At 35.8% G+C, this 16,370-nt stretch carries 13 protein-coding genes; 5 read left to right on the top strand and 8 right to left on the bottom strand.

The features are described 5' to 3' along the window. Positions 1-19: 19 nt before the first annotated feature. Positions 20-784, bottom strand: a complete 765-nt coding sequence (locus PFY09_RS00230) for a type 1 glutamine amidotransferase domain-containing protein (protein WP_271160993.1) — start codon at positions 782-784, stop codon at positions 20-22. 114 nt (positions 785-898) lie between these two features. Between PFY09_RS00230 and PFY09_RS00225 the strand changes: the two genes are divergently transcribed. Then, positions 899-1,246 (top strand): winged helix-turn-helix transcriptional regulator, encoded by a 348-nt coding sequence (locus PFY09_RS00225; protein WP_076393494.1) that lies wholly within the window; start codon positions 899-901, stop codon positions 1,244-1,246. Between the two features lie 19 nt (positions 1,247-1,265). Here the strand turns inward: PFY09_RS00225 and PFY09_RS00220 are convergent, their stop codons facing one another. Both PFY09_RS00220 and PFY09_RS00215 read right to left on the bottom strand, forming a co-directional pair. Next, positions 1,266-2,633, bottom strand: coding sequence for a flavin monoamine oxidase family protein (locus PFY09_RS00220; RefSeq protein ID WP_271160992.1), 1,368 nt, complete (start codon positions 2,631-2,633; stop codon positions 1,266-1,268). 103 nt (positions 2,634-2,736) lie between these two features. Next, a complete protein-coding gene (locus PFY09_RS00215; protein WP_271160991.1) occupies positions 2,737-3,480 on the bottom strand; it encodes a S24 family peptidase in 744 nt (247 codons plus the stop codon). Between the two features lie 59 nt (positions 3,481-3,539). Between PFY09_RS00215 and PFY09_RS00210 the strand changes: the two genes are divergently transcribed. Together PFY09_RS00210 and PFY09_RS00205 are read left to right on the top strand one after the other, a co-directional pair. Further along, positions 3,540-3,719, top strand: a complete 180-nt coding sequence (locus PFY09_RS00210) for a hypothetical protein (RefSeq protein ID WP_116098135.1) — start codon at positions 3,540-3,542, stop codon at positions 3,717-3,719. A 52-nt stretch (positions 3,720-3,771) separates the two neighbouring features. After that, on the top strand, positions 3,772-6,411 hold the full coding sequence (locus PFY09_RS00205) for a hypothetical protein (protein ID WP_271160990.1): 2,640 nt from the start codon (positions 3,772-3,774) through the stop codon (positions 6,409-6,411). Positions 6,412-6,502: 91 nt separating this feature from the next. On the opposite strand, the gene PFY09_RS00200 is transcribed toward PFY09_RS00205, so the two are convergent. Continuing rightward, entirely contained in the window at positions 6,503-8,149 is a 1,647-nt protein-coding gene (locus tag PFY09_RS00200; RefSeq protein ID WP_271160989.1) for an ABC1 kinase family protein, read from the bottom strand. Positions 8,150-9,110: 961 nt separating this feature from the next. Here PFY09_RS00200 and PFY09_RS00195 point away from each other — a divergent pair. Next, positions 9,111-9,260, top strand: a complete 150-nt coding sequence (locus PFY09_RS00195) for a bacteriocin-like protein (protein WP_165796727.1) — start codon at positions 9,111-9,113, stop codon at positions 9,258-9,260. Between the two features lie 51 nt (positions 9,261-9,311). Here the strand turns inward: PFY09_RS00195 and PFY09_RS00190 are convergent, their stop codons facing one another. Further along, entirely contained in the window at positions 9,312-10,811 is a 1,500-nt protein-coding gene (locus tag PFY09_RS00190) for a carbon-nitrogen hydrolase family protein (protein ID WP_271160988.1), read from the bottom strand. A 93-nt stretch (positions 10,812-10,904) separates the two neighbouring features. Here PFY09_RS00190 and PFY09_RS00185 point away from each other — a divergent pair, with 93 nt between their 5' ends. Continuing rightward, complete coding sequence (locus tag PFY09_RS00185; protein ID WP_271160987.1) at positions 10,905-11,174, top strand: hypothetical protein; 270 nt, start codon at positions 10,905-10,907, stop codon at positions 11,172-11,174. 290 nt (positions 11,175-11,464) lie between these two features. On the opposite strand, the gene guaA is transcribed toward PFY09_RS00185, so the two are convergent. From guaA to purH, 3 genes are all read right to left on the bottom strand, one after another. After that, positions 11,465-12,994, bottom strand: a complete 1,530-nt coding sequence (guaA, locus tag PFY09_RS00180; protein ID WP_271160986.1) for a glutamine-hydrolyzing GMP synthase — start codon at positions 12,992-12,994, stop codon at positions 11,465-11,467. Positions 12,995-13,203: 209 nt separating this feature from the next. Further along, a complete protein-coding gene (gene purD, locus PFY09_RS00175) occupies positions 13,204-14,442 on the bottom strand; it encodes a phosphoribosylamine--glycine ligase (RefSeq protein ID WP_256039241.1) in 1,239 nt (412 codons plus the stop codon). Positions 14,443-14,690: 248 nt separating this feature from the next. Continuing rightward, positions 14,691-16,208 (bottom strand): bifunctional phosphoribosylaminoimidazolecarboxamide formyltransferase/IMP cyclohydrolase, encoded by a 1,518-nt coding sequence (purH, locus tag PFY09_RS00170; protein ID WP_256039242.1) that lies wholly within the window; start codon positions 16,206-16,208, stop codon positions 14,691-14,693. Between the last annotated feature and the right edge of the window lie 162 nt (positions 16,209-16,370).

Below are 16,370 nucleotides of genomic sequence, written 5' to 3'. Positions count from 1 at the left end.
CAATCTTAAACTTTAATAATTATTTACTTAAAAGTTCTACTACTAATTCTGCCGCAGCCGCTCCCGAATTCTGCTGTTGTCCGGTAATTAAATTCCCGTCCTGAATAGCGTATGAACTAAACGGAGCCGCAACTTTAAATGTTGTTTCCTGTAATTTTCTAGCTTCTTCTTCAATTCTGTAAGGCTGAATTTTCATTCCGACCGCCTGATCTGCAAATTCCTCTTCTGCGTCAGCAAAACCCGTCCATGTTTTTCCTTTTACAAGCAATTCACCATTTGATTTTTTAGCTTCCAATAATAAAGTTGTTGAATGGCAAACCGCTGCGCTCGGCTTTCCGCTTTCATAGAAACTCACAAATAATTGTTCCAAATCTTTATTTCCTCTGAATGTGTACATCGGTCCCTGTCCGCCAACCAAGAAAACAGCGTCATAGTTTTTTACATCAACTTCGGTTAGTTTTTTTGTATTTTCAAGCATCTCGTTAAAGTCAGTTTTCTGCATGTACCCTAAAGAAATTACATCGTGTGCAGAATAACCGCTTTCATCCAAAGGGTTGGAATAGCCATCCATTTCCAGTTTTCCGCCTTCTGTTGAAGCCAGTTCCGCTTCGTAACCTGCTTCCTGAAAAACTCTCAAAGGGTGCGTTAATTCTGCTGCCCAGAAACCGATTGGCCAATTGGTTTGTTTACTCACACTTGGCGAACTTGCAATCATCAGAATTTTACCTTTTACGGGAGCACCGTGAAAATGAACATAACTATTTACTTCTTTTACTTTTTCCATTTTTTGTTTTTTTTTGATTTTAAAATTTTTAATTTTGATGAAACAAAGATAATTCTGAGTAAGAAAGAAAATGAATAATGGCTATCTTTGTAAGGAACTCACAAAAATGTAAGTATGCCTGATTTTGTATCGGATAAGCACCTTTTTCACAATCCTGTAGAATTTGCCATGAGCAAAATAGGCGGAACCTATAAAATGCCTATTCTCTGGCGTCTGAAAGATAAAGCATGGCGTTACTCGGAATTAGCCAACAGTATTCCTCATATTTCAGACAGAATGCTTTCTAAAAATTTAAAAGAGTTGCTGGAAGACGGTTTTATTTCCAAAGAAATATTTCCGGAAGTTCCCCCCAGAACAGAATACAACATTACTGAGCGCGGTAAAAAAGCTGTAGAAATTATTTCAATTTTAAGAAATTACGGATTTGAACTGATGAAAGACTTCGGCATTGAAGAAAAATAATTTAAGTCCGTTACTTCATTTAAAGCAGCGCTATAATTTTATCAGCTTCCCGAATTCCGCTTAAGTAAGCACCGTGAGCGGTTGAAAAATAATCTGCTTCCGTGTGTTCTCCGGCAAAGAAAAGTCTGTCGTTTACCTCTTCTGCCAAATCATCGAAATGAGACATTTCTGTACCGACTGCCGTATAGGAATAGGAACCGAAAGAATTTTCATTATTCTGCCATTTGGTACGAAGCAAATTTGAAGGATTCGGAATGCTGTTTCCGTAAATATCTTTCAGATGAGTCATAATTTCTGAGATAACCTGAGAATCAGACATTGTTTCCGTCTGTCTTGCATAATCTGCGGATGCAAAAGTCATTAACGCATTTACATTCGGATGAAACTTTTTTACATTCACAAAATAATTGAATTTATCCCTTGTTTCCGGTGTGTAGGAAATATACTGTACATCATCCCAAAAAGCAGTGTTCCATATTAAAAGAAATTTATTTATACAGTTCATTCCCACTTTTTGGATAGCGTTTTGCTTTGCAGCGGGAAGTGAAGGAAGAAATTCAATTTTATTGGCTTTTAAAACACCCAGCGGAACACTCACAATCACATAATCTGCCTCCGAAATGATTCCGTTGTGTGTTATTTTTATTTTGGTATTGCTGTAATCTATTTTGGTGACTCTTTCGTTAAATTTAACATTAAGTCCGGAAGCTAAGAAATTGGCAATCGTATCATAACCATTAGTTGCTATTTTTTCTGCCCCTCCGAATTCTTCTCCTTCATCATACAGCAATGATGAAACTTTATCCAGATCGCCCCTGTCGAACGTGAAATAGGTAGACAGGAAAAATTTCCATAATCTGTCATTAAATTTAGCCGGATATAAATTTTGGAAAACGGTCTGAAAGCTTTGCGCAGGGTTACCATTATTTTTTAAAGCAGCAAGAATATTGTAATACTCAGCTTCTATATTATCAAATACAGTATCGCTACGGAGAATTCCGCCAATATCATAGGATTTTCTGCTGTCATCAAGCGTTTCAAAAGTCTGCATTCCTGCCTGCTGAGCCAGAGTTGTTATCGGATTTCCATTGATTCCGTGAATCCAGCTTGCTCCCTCATCAAAAGGAATTCCCAGACTTCGGTTGGTTCTCAGTCTGCCTCCCACTTTTTCCTGAGCTTCCAAAACTGTAACCTCAAAGCCTTTTTCTTTCAATCTTTTGGCTGCAGCAAGACCTGAAATCCCCGCTCCTATAACGACAACAGATTTTCCGTTAGGATCATCAGCTTCATCCTCAGAAGAAGCGCATGAGTTAGCCAGTAAAGAAGGTGCTAAAAATATCAGGGGAAGACCTGCTAAAGTATTCTTAATAAATTTTCTGCGTTGCATTTGTATTTTTTTGAAAAACAAATATAATTTATTTTTCAATTTTTCTATAAATGCAATAAAAACTTTTAAAACAAAAAATATTAAGTCCGACGGTTTATGAAAATCAGATTGGACGTCCGCAAAATGTTACTTTATGAATATATCGGATAGTAAATTTATCAATAGTAAATTCTTTATAGTTTGGAGAAATACATATCAGCAATGTACTATCATCAGGATGATGCATTAATCTTTTAATCATTCTCTGATCATAAGTAATAATTAAATAAATACAATCCGGATCGAGATTTTCCCATTTATCTATAAAATTGATTCCTATTATGTCTCCTGCTTTAATATAGGGCTCAAATGAAGCGCCAATAATAGGAAAAAATGCATCACAGTGAACTCCGGGCAAATTGATATATCCGGTAGGTGTTTCTGTTAATTCTAGCAGTTCATTAAGCTTCCCTGCGCTTACCGGCAGGCTGTAAAAAGGAATTCCGTTTTCAACAATCTTTATTTCATCATCAAATTTCAGCTTACTAAAAACTTTGTCATATTGCTTATCTCTGGAAATGTCTACCATTTCAGGCTGAAGCTTTTTATCATTTTTAAAATCACCAATTTCAAACGTTTTTTCGATTTCTTTATTTTTAAGCATTTTTCCCTGATCTAAAAAAAGCCATGACAGATCAACTTCCGGCGCGTAAGCGATAAATTTCGCTATATTATCTTCGCTTATTCCGCTTTCTTTATCCAAAACCCCTCTTGTAATACCACTTTCCTGATAAAATTTATATTTACTAATACCCTTATATTCAATGTATTGTAAAATTTTATTTTTTATAGGCGAAATTTGATGCATATTTATTTTTTTATACGAAATAAATCGTTTACATTTGCTTTTTTAAATCAACCAAAAGTATGGAAATATTAATAACTAAGTTACAAGAAATTGCTGAAATTCTCGCCACTTGTCAAAAAACAGCAAAAGATTTCTATTCGAAATCAAATTATAAGATCGATTTATCTGATGAACAAAATTATTATCCTGAGATCCGAAAGGACGATTACATGTTCCCGAAATTTAAAATCACTTACTAATATTATCACAAATTAAAATCTATCAACCAAATACTAACAAAATATTAAAAAAATGGCAACACCTTTAAATACAATTCTATATTGGTTTCAGACAGGAAAAACACCTACGGAAGAGGAATTTGCAGCATCCTGGTCTTCTTTTTTTCACAAAAGTGAATCTATTCCGCTTTCATCAATTGAAGGACTTTCTGCACTTTTTCATCAAACAGCAAGTTTAGAAGCGTTCAATAGTCACCTTAATTCTTCTAATGCTCATGAAAACAGTTTAGCCAAATTAGACGCTTCCAATTTAAGCAGTGAGAACGTCCAAAATTGGAAAAATAAATTAAATGTTAATCAGTTACCTTCAAATATTGCCACAATAGACAATTCTGAAAGTGGATTAACAGGAAATGTCTATTCAAAACAATACATCAACGATCATTATTTGCAGTATACAACAAACTCTGGCAGAAGGGTTATTACAAACAACAAAGATCATGAAAACAAAACAATGTATGATGCTTTTATTGCAGGATGGAATGTCTTACCGAATTATATTGGCAAAGATGAGAGCGAAAAATTATATTCTTCAAGATACATTTTACAGGGAACCGATATTCTTTCTGATTTTAAAGGAAATACAGAGTACAGACCTGAACACCCTGCGCATGATTCGTTAATCGCCTACGGTTCAAAACTAGGGAAAGGTTTTGTTGATGGAACAAATTACAGTTTATTCGGTACTGGTTTGTATGAATTGAATGATATTCCGATTGGCGATTCAATAACAGCCTTTGGTAACAATATTGCTAATGCTAAAGGAATTTATGGCAACCAAAACAGAACCGCAATAGCCTCCAATGGTTTTAATTTAAGGCAAATGATGACTAATAATGTCACTATCGGAAATCTAATCTGGGCAGGCGATATACATAGTTCTGTAGTTACAGGATATAATGTAAGAAATTACCGTTATATATTTAACTCGTTGGTGATGGGAGGAAATATTTACGATGCAAGTGGAAAATATCCCGACGAAACGCATGATTCCTATTTAGATAATGATGTCATGTTAGGTTTTGGATTTTATAAAGATCCGAAAAGACATCCTGCAAGTCACAACTTGTTAATCGGTTCTCACGAGCATTACGGAAACGGAAGCCCAGACTTCAATTACAGACCGTTAGTAGAAGGGAATTTTAAAGAAAAATATTTTGGAATTCAGGGAAAATCTATTAATCATATTCAGGACGAATTGAATAAAGTTCCTGTTGAGAATGTAAATCTTTCTTTAGTTTCTTCACCGCCAAATTCCAACGCATCATATGATGTAAAAACAAAAAAGTTAATCCTGAAAAATTCCCCCGCCGGAAATTACAGACTTTTTGAAGGTTTAACTCCGGGAGAATCTTACCTGTTTAGCATTACTTCAAATATTGGTAATACCGGGACATGGGGATACAAAACTGGTTTTATATTTGACAGCGGAAATGATGACTCATGGGTAGTAAACAACCAATTAACTGAAATAACGGATAATATCAATAATTTTTTCGATATCCCTTTAGAAGGAACAAGTATTACTGGAGAGATAATTGTTTCCTTACAACATATTAAAAATAATGAAAATCAATTGTCCATTTATGAAGTCAGAGATTTTAACAATGGAGTAACATTTGAGCTGAGAACAGCAAACAGCAATGACAATCATATCGCTTTCGGTAAAAATTCTGCGTCCAAATATGCAGTAGGTATTGATAATGCTGTTTTTGGGACTAATTCCTTATCAAAAGCAAACTCTATTGCAACAACATTTGTTTTTGGTAATAATAATCTTCAAAATATAAGAAAATCAAGAATCAACACCATACTCGGACACAACAACTTCAAGAATGCAAGTAATATTGTTGACAGAATAGTAGCCGTTGGTCAGGATATCGCTCAAAATTCTTTAAATTTAAGATCATCAGTTATACTAGGCTGTTATGCACTACAAAGTTTCAAAGGAAATTTCTATGATATTAATATATGGAACGAATTGATCGCTATTGGAACCGGGGCAGGGATAAACGTAGAAGAAGCACAGAAAAGTATTTTCATAGGTGAGGCAACCGGAAGCTCCAAAAATGTTTTTCAAAGTGTTGTTGTAGGTAACAGAAGTGGTTTCAAAGATCGAAACACATCTACTAATGAAATTGTACTAGGTGCAGCAACAACAGGAAACGGTGACAATACTGCAACGATTGGTAATTCAAACATCAGTTCTGTATATCTTTCAAATATTGCTAAAATAGACCGTAGAACAGGTATTTCAGGAATTAATGTATTTCCAGCCAATAGCGATACAGATTTTGTTCAGAGAAAGCATTTACAAGAGGTTAAACCATACAAAATTTATTCAGGATCTTTGGTGTTTGATGAATCTACAGCACAGCCAAGATTTACAGTATTTGAAAATACCGTTGGAGATATTGTGTGGAGTAAGAAAGGTACAGGAGAATTTATCGGTACTTTAAACGGAGCATTTCCTGCCGGAAAAATTTGGTCAGTAAGTGTAATAAACCAAAAAACCGTAGGAAAAGACCAGAGATTTTGTGTGAGCGGAAGAATAGATAATGATACTATTTACGTAGATATTGTAGATTCTTACGGATTCAACTATGATGTTTACGGAGAAGCCGGATCATTTGAATTCAGAGTCTATAGCTAATTTCAAAATTTAAATCACTAAAACCATATTATCCTGCAAGTCCAGACTAAAATGCTGAACTTGCAGGGTTTTTATTTTAGAACTGAAAGTTTTACTTTCTCGTAACCCTCAGTAAAATAACAATTACTAAAAATACAGAAAAGATAAATCCTAAAACGGCTACCAAAGACAATTCCCCGATTCTCGGTTCCGATTCTGAAGTAAATACAATAGCCGTTGCGATGATATTTGCGCCTAAAACCATTGCCAGAATAAGATTGATAATGCTCGATTTTATCAGTTGATTCGTCTTTTCTATATTTTTGATTTCACTGGAAACAGTGAATTTGTTTTCGTCTAATTTCTGTAAAACGGAACGAAGCTCTTTGGGAATTTCGTCTACATTATCTGTAAACATGAGCATTCTGTCCATTCCTGTTTTTACAATATTTTTCGGACTTATTTTTTTGGTAAATATTTTTTTGGTGTAAGGATGAAGGCTTTTTACAACATCCAGATCCGGATTTATGGTTCTTCCCACTCCTTCGATAAGGCTGATCCCTTTAAATAAAAGATAAAAATAATCCGGCATCTGAAGACGGTTGTCTTTCAGGACATCCTTCATTTTATTGATGATGACCTGTGCATTAATTTCTTTCAAGGATGAGCTGTGAACGAAATTCAGAATATCTTCCACATCATTTTCAAATCTTCTTTCATCCGGAATCTCATAACTGATCGCCATTTTTTTCAGGTATCTGACAATTTTATGTGGATTTTTGGCAACAAAACTTACAATAAGATTTTCAAGGACTTCTTTGTCATTCGGCGGAATTTTCCCGACTGCACCGAAATCGATAAAAACCACTTTTCCGTCTGTTTTCACCAAAATATTTCCCGCGTGAGGATCTGCATGGAAAAAACCATAGTCTAAAATCTGGGAAACAAAAAGTCTGAGTCCCGTTTCGGAAATGTTCACGGGATCAATATTGTATTGTAAAAGAGTTGCTGTATCCGTTACTTTAATTCCATCAATAAACTCCATACAGAGTACATTGTTGTTGGAAAATTCCTCGTATACTTTCGGTACATAGGTTTCTTTGCTGTTTTTAAAATTTCTTCTGAACTGCAGGATATTTTCCTTTTCATTAATCAGCGAAACTTCTTCGAGCAAAGATTTTTCAAACGTGGAAATTGCCTGTTTCAGATTGAGCTTCTCTCCTATTTCGGAATAGGAAGAAACAAGCTTTTCCAGATCTTTGATAAGCAGTAAATCGTCCTCAATCACAGACTGAACATCCGCTTTTTTGATTTTCAGAATAACTTCTGTTTCATCAATTAATGTTGCTCTGTAAACCTGCGCAATAGATGCAGTTGCCAAAGGAAGTTTCTGAACCTGAGCAAAATGATCTTTTACCGAAATACTGAATTCGTTTTCCAATATTTCTTCCACGTTCATTTCAACCGTTTCCACTTTATCCTGAAGTTTTTGCAGTTCCTGAATAAGTTCCGGCGGAAGAAGGTCTTCCCTGTTGCTGAAGGACTGTCCGAGCTTCACAAAAGTAGGTCCCAGTTCTTCCAAAACGAGCCGGATTCTTTCGTAAACAGTTCCTTTTGAAACTACTTCGTCGGAATTGGAGGGAATTTCGTCTTTAGTTCCGCCATTCATTCTTGCCAACATATCTTTAAAACCGTATTTGCTTAATACGGAAATTAATCTGGCAGATCTCTTTAATTTTCTTTGCTGTTTATCGAACATATTCTGAAATGTAGTTGCAATTTAGTTCAAAAATTGTTCCTATTGATAATAATTAATTTTCTATTTTAAATTGCTTTTTTATAATTTTCCCTTTCAGTTTTGTTCTGATCGAAGTGCAACGCAGTGAAGAATCTATTTTCTAAAACAAAGATCACGAGGATTTTATTTAAAGGATTGAAAACATTTTTCGTTCGCAATGGCGTTTTACTTAGCAAATGATAGCAGTGTAATGCTAATTTTTCTTATTGCAAATTTTTGAATTAAATTTCATTAAATACGATTTGTCATCCTGAAAGAAGCGCAGCGGATTGAAGAATCTATATTAAATGCAAAGATCGCGAAGATTTTATTTAAAAGGATTGAAAATATTTTTCGTTCGCAACGGCGTTTGACTCAGCAAATGATAGCAGTGTAATGCAAGTTTTTCTTATCGCAAATTTTTGAATTAAATTTAATTAAATACGATATGTCATCCTGAAAGAAGCGTAGCAGATTGAAGAATCTATTTTCTAAAACAAAGATCACGAGGATTTTATTTAAAGGATTGAAAATATTTTTCGTTCGCAATGGCGTTTGACTACATCGAATCTTCGATTTCACTCAGCAAATGATAATAAAGCTGTTCAATCTTTTTAATTTAGTTTGTCTTTCCGCAGGAATCTAAACGTAGTATTAGAAATATAATATTGAAAGATTTGCACTTAGATTTCTAAAAAATGACAAACTCTGTGGTTATTTTCTGCTGTTTAATTAAACAACTTCCATCCTAGCCCCGATAGAAACGACATCCTTTTGGGTTGCGGCTGGAGCATAAACCGGAGGTTTACGAACGTAGTTCAGGAAGCCGTAACCCAAAAGATACAGTGGATAGCGGGAAAAAGCTCTAAATGAATTTATTACATTTTTTTTCTTTAACTTTACAATGACAAAATATTAAAACCAACGCTAAAAAATTATTAAAATGAAAAATTTAAAGAAAGTTTCAAGAGAAGAAATGAAAAGTATTGCAGGTGGCGGATTAGTCAGAAACTGCTCGAACAAATGCTGTCCTGATGACGGAAAACCGAGATGTCCGGGATTGATCTGTCTGGCTGTTTTATGTCCAAACTAGATTTCTTTGTGAAAAAAATAAAACGGGACGCTGTAGTAGCGTCCCGTTTTTTTATTTAAGATAGGTTTCGTATAAATCTCTTCTCCGGTCTTTCATTACCTGAACTGAACCGTGGTGATGAAGATCTTTCAGTAAATTTAAATCAACATCTACAATTAATGTCATTTCTGTGTTCGGGGTTGCCTCTCCTTTCACCGCATTGGACGGAAACGCAAAATCCGAAGGGGTAAAAACCGCAGCCTGACCAAACTGAATATCCATATTATTAACTCCTGGAAGATTTCCTACGCAACCTGCAATTGCCACATAACATTCGTTCTCAATCGCTCTTGCCGCCGCACAATGGCGAACACGCATATAGGCGTTCTGAGTGTCCGTAAGATACGGAACAAAAAGAATTTTCATTCCCTGATCGGCTAAAATTCTTGGAAGCTCCGGAAATTCAACATCATAGCAAATTACTAACCCTATTTTTCCGCAGTCGGTATCAAAAACACGGATTTCGTTCCCGCCTTTCATTCCGTAATATTTTTTCTCGTTGGGCGTGATATGAATCTTTCGATATTCATCGACTCTTCCGTCTCTATGAAGAAGATAACTTACATTATACAGATCATTATTTTCAAAAACCGGCATACTTCCGGAAATGATATTGACATTATAACTGATCGCCAAATCGGAAATTTTCATTTTGATCTCATCCGTTAATTTTGCCAGTTCGATCATACTGTCTCGCTCCGAAAGTTTGTTGAACGGTGCCAATAAAGGTGTATTGAATAATTCGGGGAAAAGAACAAAATCTGCTTTATAATCTCCCATCACATCTACAAAAAACTCAACCTGTTCGTAGAAAGCATCAATATCCTTAAAATGTCTCATCTGCCATTGAACCAATCCCAAACGGATAATGCTGTCCTGCATGGTGTTTGGTTTTTTGCTGTAATAAATATTGTTCCACTGAAGCAGAACTGCATTTTCTTTGGATGATTCGTCTTCAGGAAGATATTTCTTTAAAACCCTGATTGGCAAAAAGTTATTGGAAAGCTGGAAAGACAGAACCGGATCGTAGATTTCTTTATCCCGAACTCTGCGGATGTATTCTCTTGGAGATAAATCGCTGTGCTTGTGGTAATTTGGAATTCTGCCGCCTAAAATAATGGATCTCAGGTTCAGTAATTCGCAAAGTTCTTTTCTTGCGTCATACAATCTTCTTCCTAATCTCAATTCTCTGAATTCAGGATCTACAAAAACTTCGATCCCATATAAGACATTTCCTGTTGAAAGGTGGGTGTTAAAAGTATAATTTCCTGTGATATCGCTGTACGTGTGATCGTCGCCAAATTCGTCATAATTCACAATAATGGAAAGGGCAACCGCTGCGAGTTTTCCGTCTACCGTAATGCAGATTTGTCCTTTAGGAAATATTCGGGTAAGTTTTTCGATACTTTTTTTAGACCAGACGTATTCCGACATTTGGGGATAAGCTCTCTTCATGGTAACGACCAATTCATCATAATCCTGAACCGTTAATGGTCTTGTTTCTATTTGCATTTGATGTAATTTTATTTAAATTTAGGGAAAAAAGTTAGTATTAAAAAAATGCAAGAGTTGATTTATAGTAAAATCCAAAATTATGATTCGAAGATGAAAACTTTTGACATTTCATATACCGATCGCCCATTGCCTATAAATGAGCTCATTAGTTTGTACGAACTTAGAAATCATATTGCAAAAAATGAAAATATTAAAAAAAATACAAAGCAGATTTTAGATGACTTTTATTTAATACAAAAACAATCTTACAAGTATATCAAGTTTGTAATTGCAAGATATGATGGAATAAGCAGAATTTTCTATTTTAGTGAAGATTATTCTAAGATATTTTCTGATTTTATATTTGAAAAATTAAACTAATGAAAACTATTTCTGTAGTTACTTTATTGATATCATGGATCTATCTGGTTTTGTCAATATGTATTCAAATTGAGTTTTTCCTTGAATTTATTCCCGTTATTTTACTAATTCTAATTATTAACTTTTACATTATTCATCAGCATCATCGGAAAGTTCTACTTTATATTTTAAATGGAATTGTTTTTCTTATCCTGATTTATCTTTTAAGCATATTAATTTTCCTGAGACAGGATTGGTAGACAAAAAATCCCGCCAAAAGGCAGGATTTATATTTAAAATTCAAGACAAAATTATTCCCACTCGATGGTTGCAGGTGGTTTGCTTGAAATATCGTACGCTACTCTGTTGATTCCTCTTACTTCGTTGATGATTCTGCTTGAAACGGTATCTAAAAACTCGTAAGGAAGTCTGCTCCATGTTGCGGTCATGAAGTCGATGGTGTTTGCGGAACGAACTACGGCTGTATATTCGTATGTTCTTTCATCGCCCATTACTCCTACAGATTTTACCGGAAGAAGCACCACGAAAGCCTGAGAAACTTTTTCATACAAATCGTTTTTGTATAATTCTTCAATGAAAATATCATCTGCTTCCTGCAAAATTCTTACTTTTTCTGCATCAACTGCTCCTAAAACCCTGATTCCCAATCCCGGACCCGGGAAAGGATGTCTGTGAACCAGATGATGAGGAATTCCCAATTCTTCGCCTACTTTTCTTACTTCATCTTTGAATAATTCTCTCAGAGGCTCAAGCAATTCGAATTCCATATCTTCAGGAAGTCCGCCAACGTTATGGTGCGATTTAATTACCGCAGAAGGACCGTTTACCGACTGACTTTCAATTACATCCGGATAAATTGTTCCCTGTGCTAAGAATTTAGCGCCTTCAATTTTATGAGATTCTTCATCAAAAACGTGAATAAACTCGTTTCCAATAATTTTTCTTTTGGCTTCGGGATCATCTACTCCGGCTAATTTCGATAAAAATCTTTCGGAAGCATCCACTAATTTAATGTTCATATGGAAATGCTCTCCATAATTATCCATTACTTTTTTGCCTTCGTCTTTTCTCAGTAAACCTGTATCTACGAAGATACAAGTCAACTGGTCGCCAATGGCACGGTGAATTAACACTGCCGCTACAGAAGAATCTACTCCTCCTGAAAGTCCAAGAATTACTTTCTGATCTCCCACTTTTTCACGGATTTCTGTAACGGTTTTTTCGATGTAATTGGTCAGTTTCCAGTTTTTCTCTGCATTACAGATTCCGAAAACGAAATTTTCCAGCATTTTTCCTCCTTCTTCGGTGTGGGAAACTTCCGGGTGGAACTGTACACAGTAGATTTTTTTATCTTCATTAGAGATGGAAGCGATTACGCCGGATTTTGCATTTAATTCAAAACCTTCAGGCAATTCTCCCACTTCATCGAAATGGCTCATCCAAACCACAGAATTATTGGTAACGCCTTTTAATAAAGACGATTCTTTTACGATTTCAAGGTGTGCTTTTCCGTACTCACCTTTTACGCCTTTATGAACTTTTCCGCCTAAAAGGTGTGCTGTTAACTGCATTCCGTAGCAAATTCCCAGAACCGGAATTCCCTGTTCATATAATTCTTTTTCCACCAAATGGGCATTTTCTGCATTCACAGAACTTGGTCCGCCGGAAAGGATAATTCCTCTCGGCTGTTTTTCTAATAGCGTTTCTAAAGGTGTATTGAATGGTAAAATTTCAGAATATACGCCCATCTCACGGATTCTTCTCCCGATAAGCTGGTTGTACTGTGATCCGAAATCTAATATGATAATACCGTTGTTCATTTTTTATAATTGATGAATAATGATTGATAAATGATTTTATAAAATTGTCTGAAATTATAGCCCCGATTGCAGCGGCATCCTTTTTTGTTATTGCGATTGCTGAGAAGTCCCAAATATTGCTTCACTTTGTTCGCAATGACAAAAAAGATACAGCGGAAAGCGGGAAATAGCTTCTAACAAAAAAAGCCCCGAAAAATCAGGGCATTATTTTAAAACTTTCCGATGTCTTCTCTGTAGAAGCCGTAATCGAAATGCACATGACTTGCATCTTCATACACTTTTTTGCGGGCATCATCATACGTTGCTCCTGTAGCCACGATGTTCAGTACTCTTCCACCGTTAGAAACTACTTTATCTCCTTTTCTGATGGCTCCTGCGTATAAAAGTTTGCTGTATTTCAGTTTATCTTCGCCCACGATTTCGAAACCTGTTTCGATGTTTCTTGGGTAACCTCCTGAACACATCACAAGGCAAACTGCTTTTTCGTCTTTAAATTTAAGCTCGATATCTTTTCCGTCCATACAATCCTGAATAACATCCAGAAGATTGTTTTCCATTAAAGCCATTAAAACCTGCGTTTCAGGATCTCCGAATCTCATGTTGTATTCTAAAAGATAGGTTCCGTTTTTCGTTACCATTAATCCGAAGAAAATGATTCCTTTGAAGCTGAACCCTTCTCCTTTAAGACCCTTAATGGTAGGTTCTAAGATATTTTTTTCGAAATCTGCGTAGTGTTCCTGAGTAAATTCGGGGCTTGGAGCTACGGTTCCCATACCTCCTGTATTGGGTCCTGTATCGCCATTTCCGGCTTTTTTATAATCTTTCGCCGCAATACAAGGGAATAATTTTTCCCCGTTTGAGAATGCGATGATAGAGGCTTCAAATCCTTCTAAATATTCTTCGATCACTAAACGGATTCCTGCATCTCCGTAGATTCTTCTGATCATAAAATCATGAATCGTTGCTTCAGCTTCTTCCAATGTATCGCAGATTACCACGCCTTTTCCGCCTGCTAAACCACTTGCTTTAACAACCAATGGAAACTTTTGTGTCTGCACATATTCTTTAGCTTCATTATAGGAATCGAATACTACTGCTTTTGCCGTTTTGATATCATAGGTCTGCATGAATTTCTTAGAGAAAGCCTTACTTCCTTCCAAACTTGCAACTTTCTGATTCGGACCAAAAACTTTAAGGTCGTGTTTTTTGAATTCGTCCTTCAAACCTGCTACAAGCGGAGCTTCGGGACCAACAATCGTTAAGTCTACCTTTTCTTTGATGGCAAAATCTCTAAGTTCTTTAATCTCTGATAAATGAACATTTTTTCCAATAACATCAGTGGTCGCGTTTCCGTTGGCAAAAAACATTTTAGAAATTCTCGGGTCATTCTGAAGTTTTGCTGCCAAAGCAGATTCTCTTCCACCTTCACCTATGATTAATATTCTCATACTTTATTTAATTAACTAGTCTATAATTTACAAATATATAATTTTGGATGCTATAAATACAATCTCAAAATATAATTTCCGGATGTATGCATTTAATCTCAATAAAAATTTTTAACGCAAAGTCCGCTAAGATATCTTTAATAACTGACTGCTTTTTAAGTTCGCAAAGGCGTTAACACTCAGCAAAGACCGGAAAGCAATCTATCCTAAATTACAGATTTTCATCTATAATTTTAATTTAATTTTAATTAATGTAAAAAATGTCTAATTCCGGTAAACATCATCGGGATTTTGTGTTCATTGGCGGCATCTATACTGTCCTGATCTTTTACACTTCCTCCCGGCTGGATGATTGCTGTAATTCCTTCCTGAGCGCAGAAATCTACTACGTCACGGAACGGGAAAAATGCATCAGAAGCCAATACTAAGTCGCCGGAGAATTTTTCTTTGGCTCTTTCGATCGCCTGTTGAGTTGCCCAGATTCTGTTTACCTGTCCTCCTCCGATTCCGAAAGCCTGAATTCCGTTGGAAACGACAATCGCATTGGATTTTACATATTTTACCACTCTCTGAGAGAATAATAATGCTTTTTTCTGCTCTTCTGTAGGCTGTGTTTCTGTGACAACTTTGATGTCATCCGAAAAGATGCTGTCGTTGTCCTGAACAAGGATTCCTCCGTCAATTTTCACCCAAGTCTGTTTGTCTGAAACCGGATTGACAATTTTTATAATTCTTAAGTTCTTTTTCTTTCTTAAAATTTCAAGTGCTTCTTCATCAAATTCAGGAGCCATTACAATTTCAAGGAAGGTTTTGTTTAATTCTTCTGCGGTTGCCGCATCGATTTTGTAGTTCATAGCAACAATTCCGCCAAAGATGGAAACCGGATCGCACTCGAAAGTTTTCTGATAGGTTTCCAGAGCTGAAGTTCCGATCGCCACTCCGCAAGGTGTAGAGTGTTTTACTGCACAACAAGCCATTTCTTCTTTGAACTCGGTCACTACTTTCCAGCAAAGATCCATATCCCGAAGGTTGTTGAAAGACAATTCTTTACCTCCCAACTGTTCGAAATCTTTCATCGCTCCGTTTTCGAAAGTAGAAACGTAGTAAGCTGCTGTCTGATGCGGGTTTTCTCCATATCTTAAATCAGAAACTTTTTTGTAAGAAGCATTAAGATAGGTTGGATATTCTTCATCTAAAAGCATTCTTGAAATCGCGGCATCATAAGCCGAAGTAAGGTTGAATACTTTTCCTGCTAGTTTTTTACGGGTTTCGATGTACGTATCACCGTTTTGTTCCATTTCGATTTTTACGGTTGCATAATCTTCAACATCCGTGATTACTGTAACCGAATCGAAGTTTTTCGCTGCAGAACGAAGCATTGAAGGTCCTCCGATGTCGATGAATTCTACCTTTTCGTGAAGAGAAATGTTTTTGTTTACATTTTCGAAGAAAGGATAAAGATTCACAATTACCATGTCAATCAGTCCAATTCCGTGTTCCTGAACAGTATTCATGTGTTCTTCGTTGGAACGAACCGCCAACAAACCACCGTGAACTTTCGGGTGTAATGTTTTCACTCTTCCATCCAACATCTCAGGGAAATTGGTAACCTCATCAATCTGAATCGGATTTAAACCAGCGTCTTTCAAATGTTTGAACGTCCCTCCTGTAGAAATCAATTCATAATTTTGGGCTTCCAAAAACTGCGCGAATTCGGTTAACCCGCTTTTGTCAGAAACACTGATTAAAACTCTTTTTTTGCTCATTTTACTTTCGATTTTTTACTTTTTACAGCTATTTCAAACTGTAGACCGGTTCTTTCACCTCCGATCTTTTTATTTTTACTTAGATTTTTCTTGTTTTTCGAAATAATAAAATCTAAATGTGTTTTTTCATTAAAGAGATGATTTCCTTCGATAAGCTCAGGA

The organism is Chryseobacterium gambrini, assembly GCF_027920505.1.
GTDB lineage: Bacteria > Bacteroidota > Bacteroidia > Flavobacteriales > Weeksellaceae > Chryseobacterium > Chryseobacterium gambrini.
The sequence above is the reverse complement of the archived record's forward strand: the minus strand, read 5'-3'. Positions and strand labels throughout refer to the sequence as shown.

Excerpts from the sequence above, each read along its gene's own strand:
- PFY09_RS00230 (WP_271160993.1), bottom strand. The coding sequence starts at position 784 with ATGGAAAAAGTAAAAGAAGTAAATAGTTATGTTCATTTTCACGGTGCT.
- PFY09_RS00225 (WP_076393494.1), top strand. The coding sequence starts at position 899 with ATGCCTGATTTTGTATCGGATAAGCACCTTTTTCACAATCCTGTAGAA.
- PFY09_RS00220 (WP_271160992.1), bottom strand. The coding sequence starts at position 2,633 with ATGCAACGCAGAAAATTTATTAAGAATACTTTAGCAGGTCTTCCCCTG.
- PFY09_RS00215 (WP_271160991.1), bottom strand. The coding sequence starts at position 3,480 with ATGCATCAAATTTCGCCTATAAAAAATAAAATTTTACAATACATTGAA.
- PFY09_RS00210 (WP_116098135.1), top strand. The coding sequence starts at position 3,540 with ATGGAAATATTAATAACTAAGTTACAAGAAATTGCTGAAATTCTCGCC.
- PFY09_RS00205 (WP_271160990.1), top strand. The coding sequence starts at position 3,772 with ATGGCAACACCTTTAAATACAATTCTATATTGGTTTCAGACAGGAAAA.
- PFY09_RS00200 (WP_271160989.1), bottom strand. The coding sequence starts at position 8,149 with ATGTTCGATAAACAGCAAAGAAAATTAAAGAGATCTGCCAGATTAATT.
- PFY09_RS00195 (WP_165796727.1), top strand. The coding sequence starts at position 9,111 with ATGAAAAATTTAAAGAAAGTTTCAAGAGAAGAAATGAAAAGTATTGCA.
- PFY09_RS00190 (WP_271160988.1), bottom strand. The coding sequence starts at position 10,811 with ATGCAAATAGAAACAAGACCATTAACGGTTCAGGATTATGATGAATTG.
- PFY09_RS00185 (WP_271160987.1), top strand. The coding sequence starts at position 10,905 with ATGAAAACTTTTGACATTTCATATACCGATCGCCCATTGCCTATAAAT.
- guaA (WP_271160986.1), bottom strand. The coding sequence starts at position 12,994 with ATGAACAACGGTATTATCATATTAGATTTCGGATCACAGTACAACCAG.
- purD (WP_256039241.1), bottom strand. The coding sequence starts at position 14,442 with ATGAGAATATTAATCATAGGTGAAGGTGGAAGAGAATCTGCTTTGGCA.
- purH (WP_256039242.1), bottom strand. The coding sequence starts at position 16,208 with ATGAGCAAAAAAAGAGTTTTAATCAGTGTTTCTGACAAAAGCGGGTTA.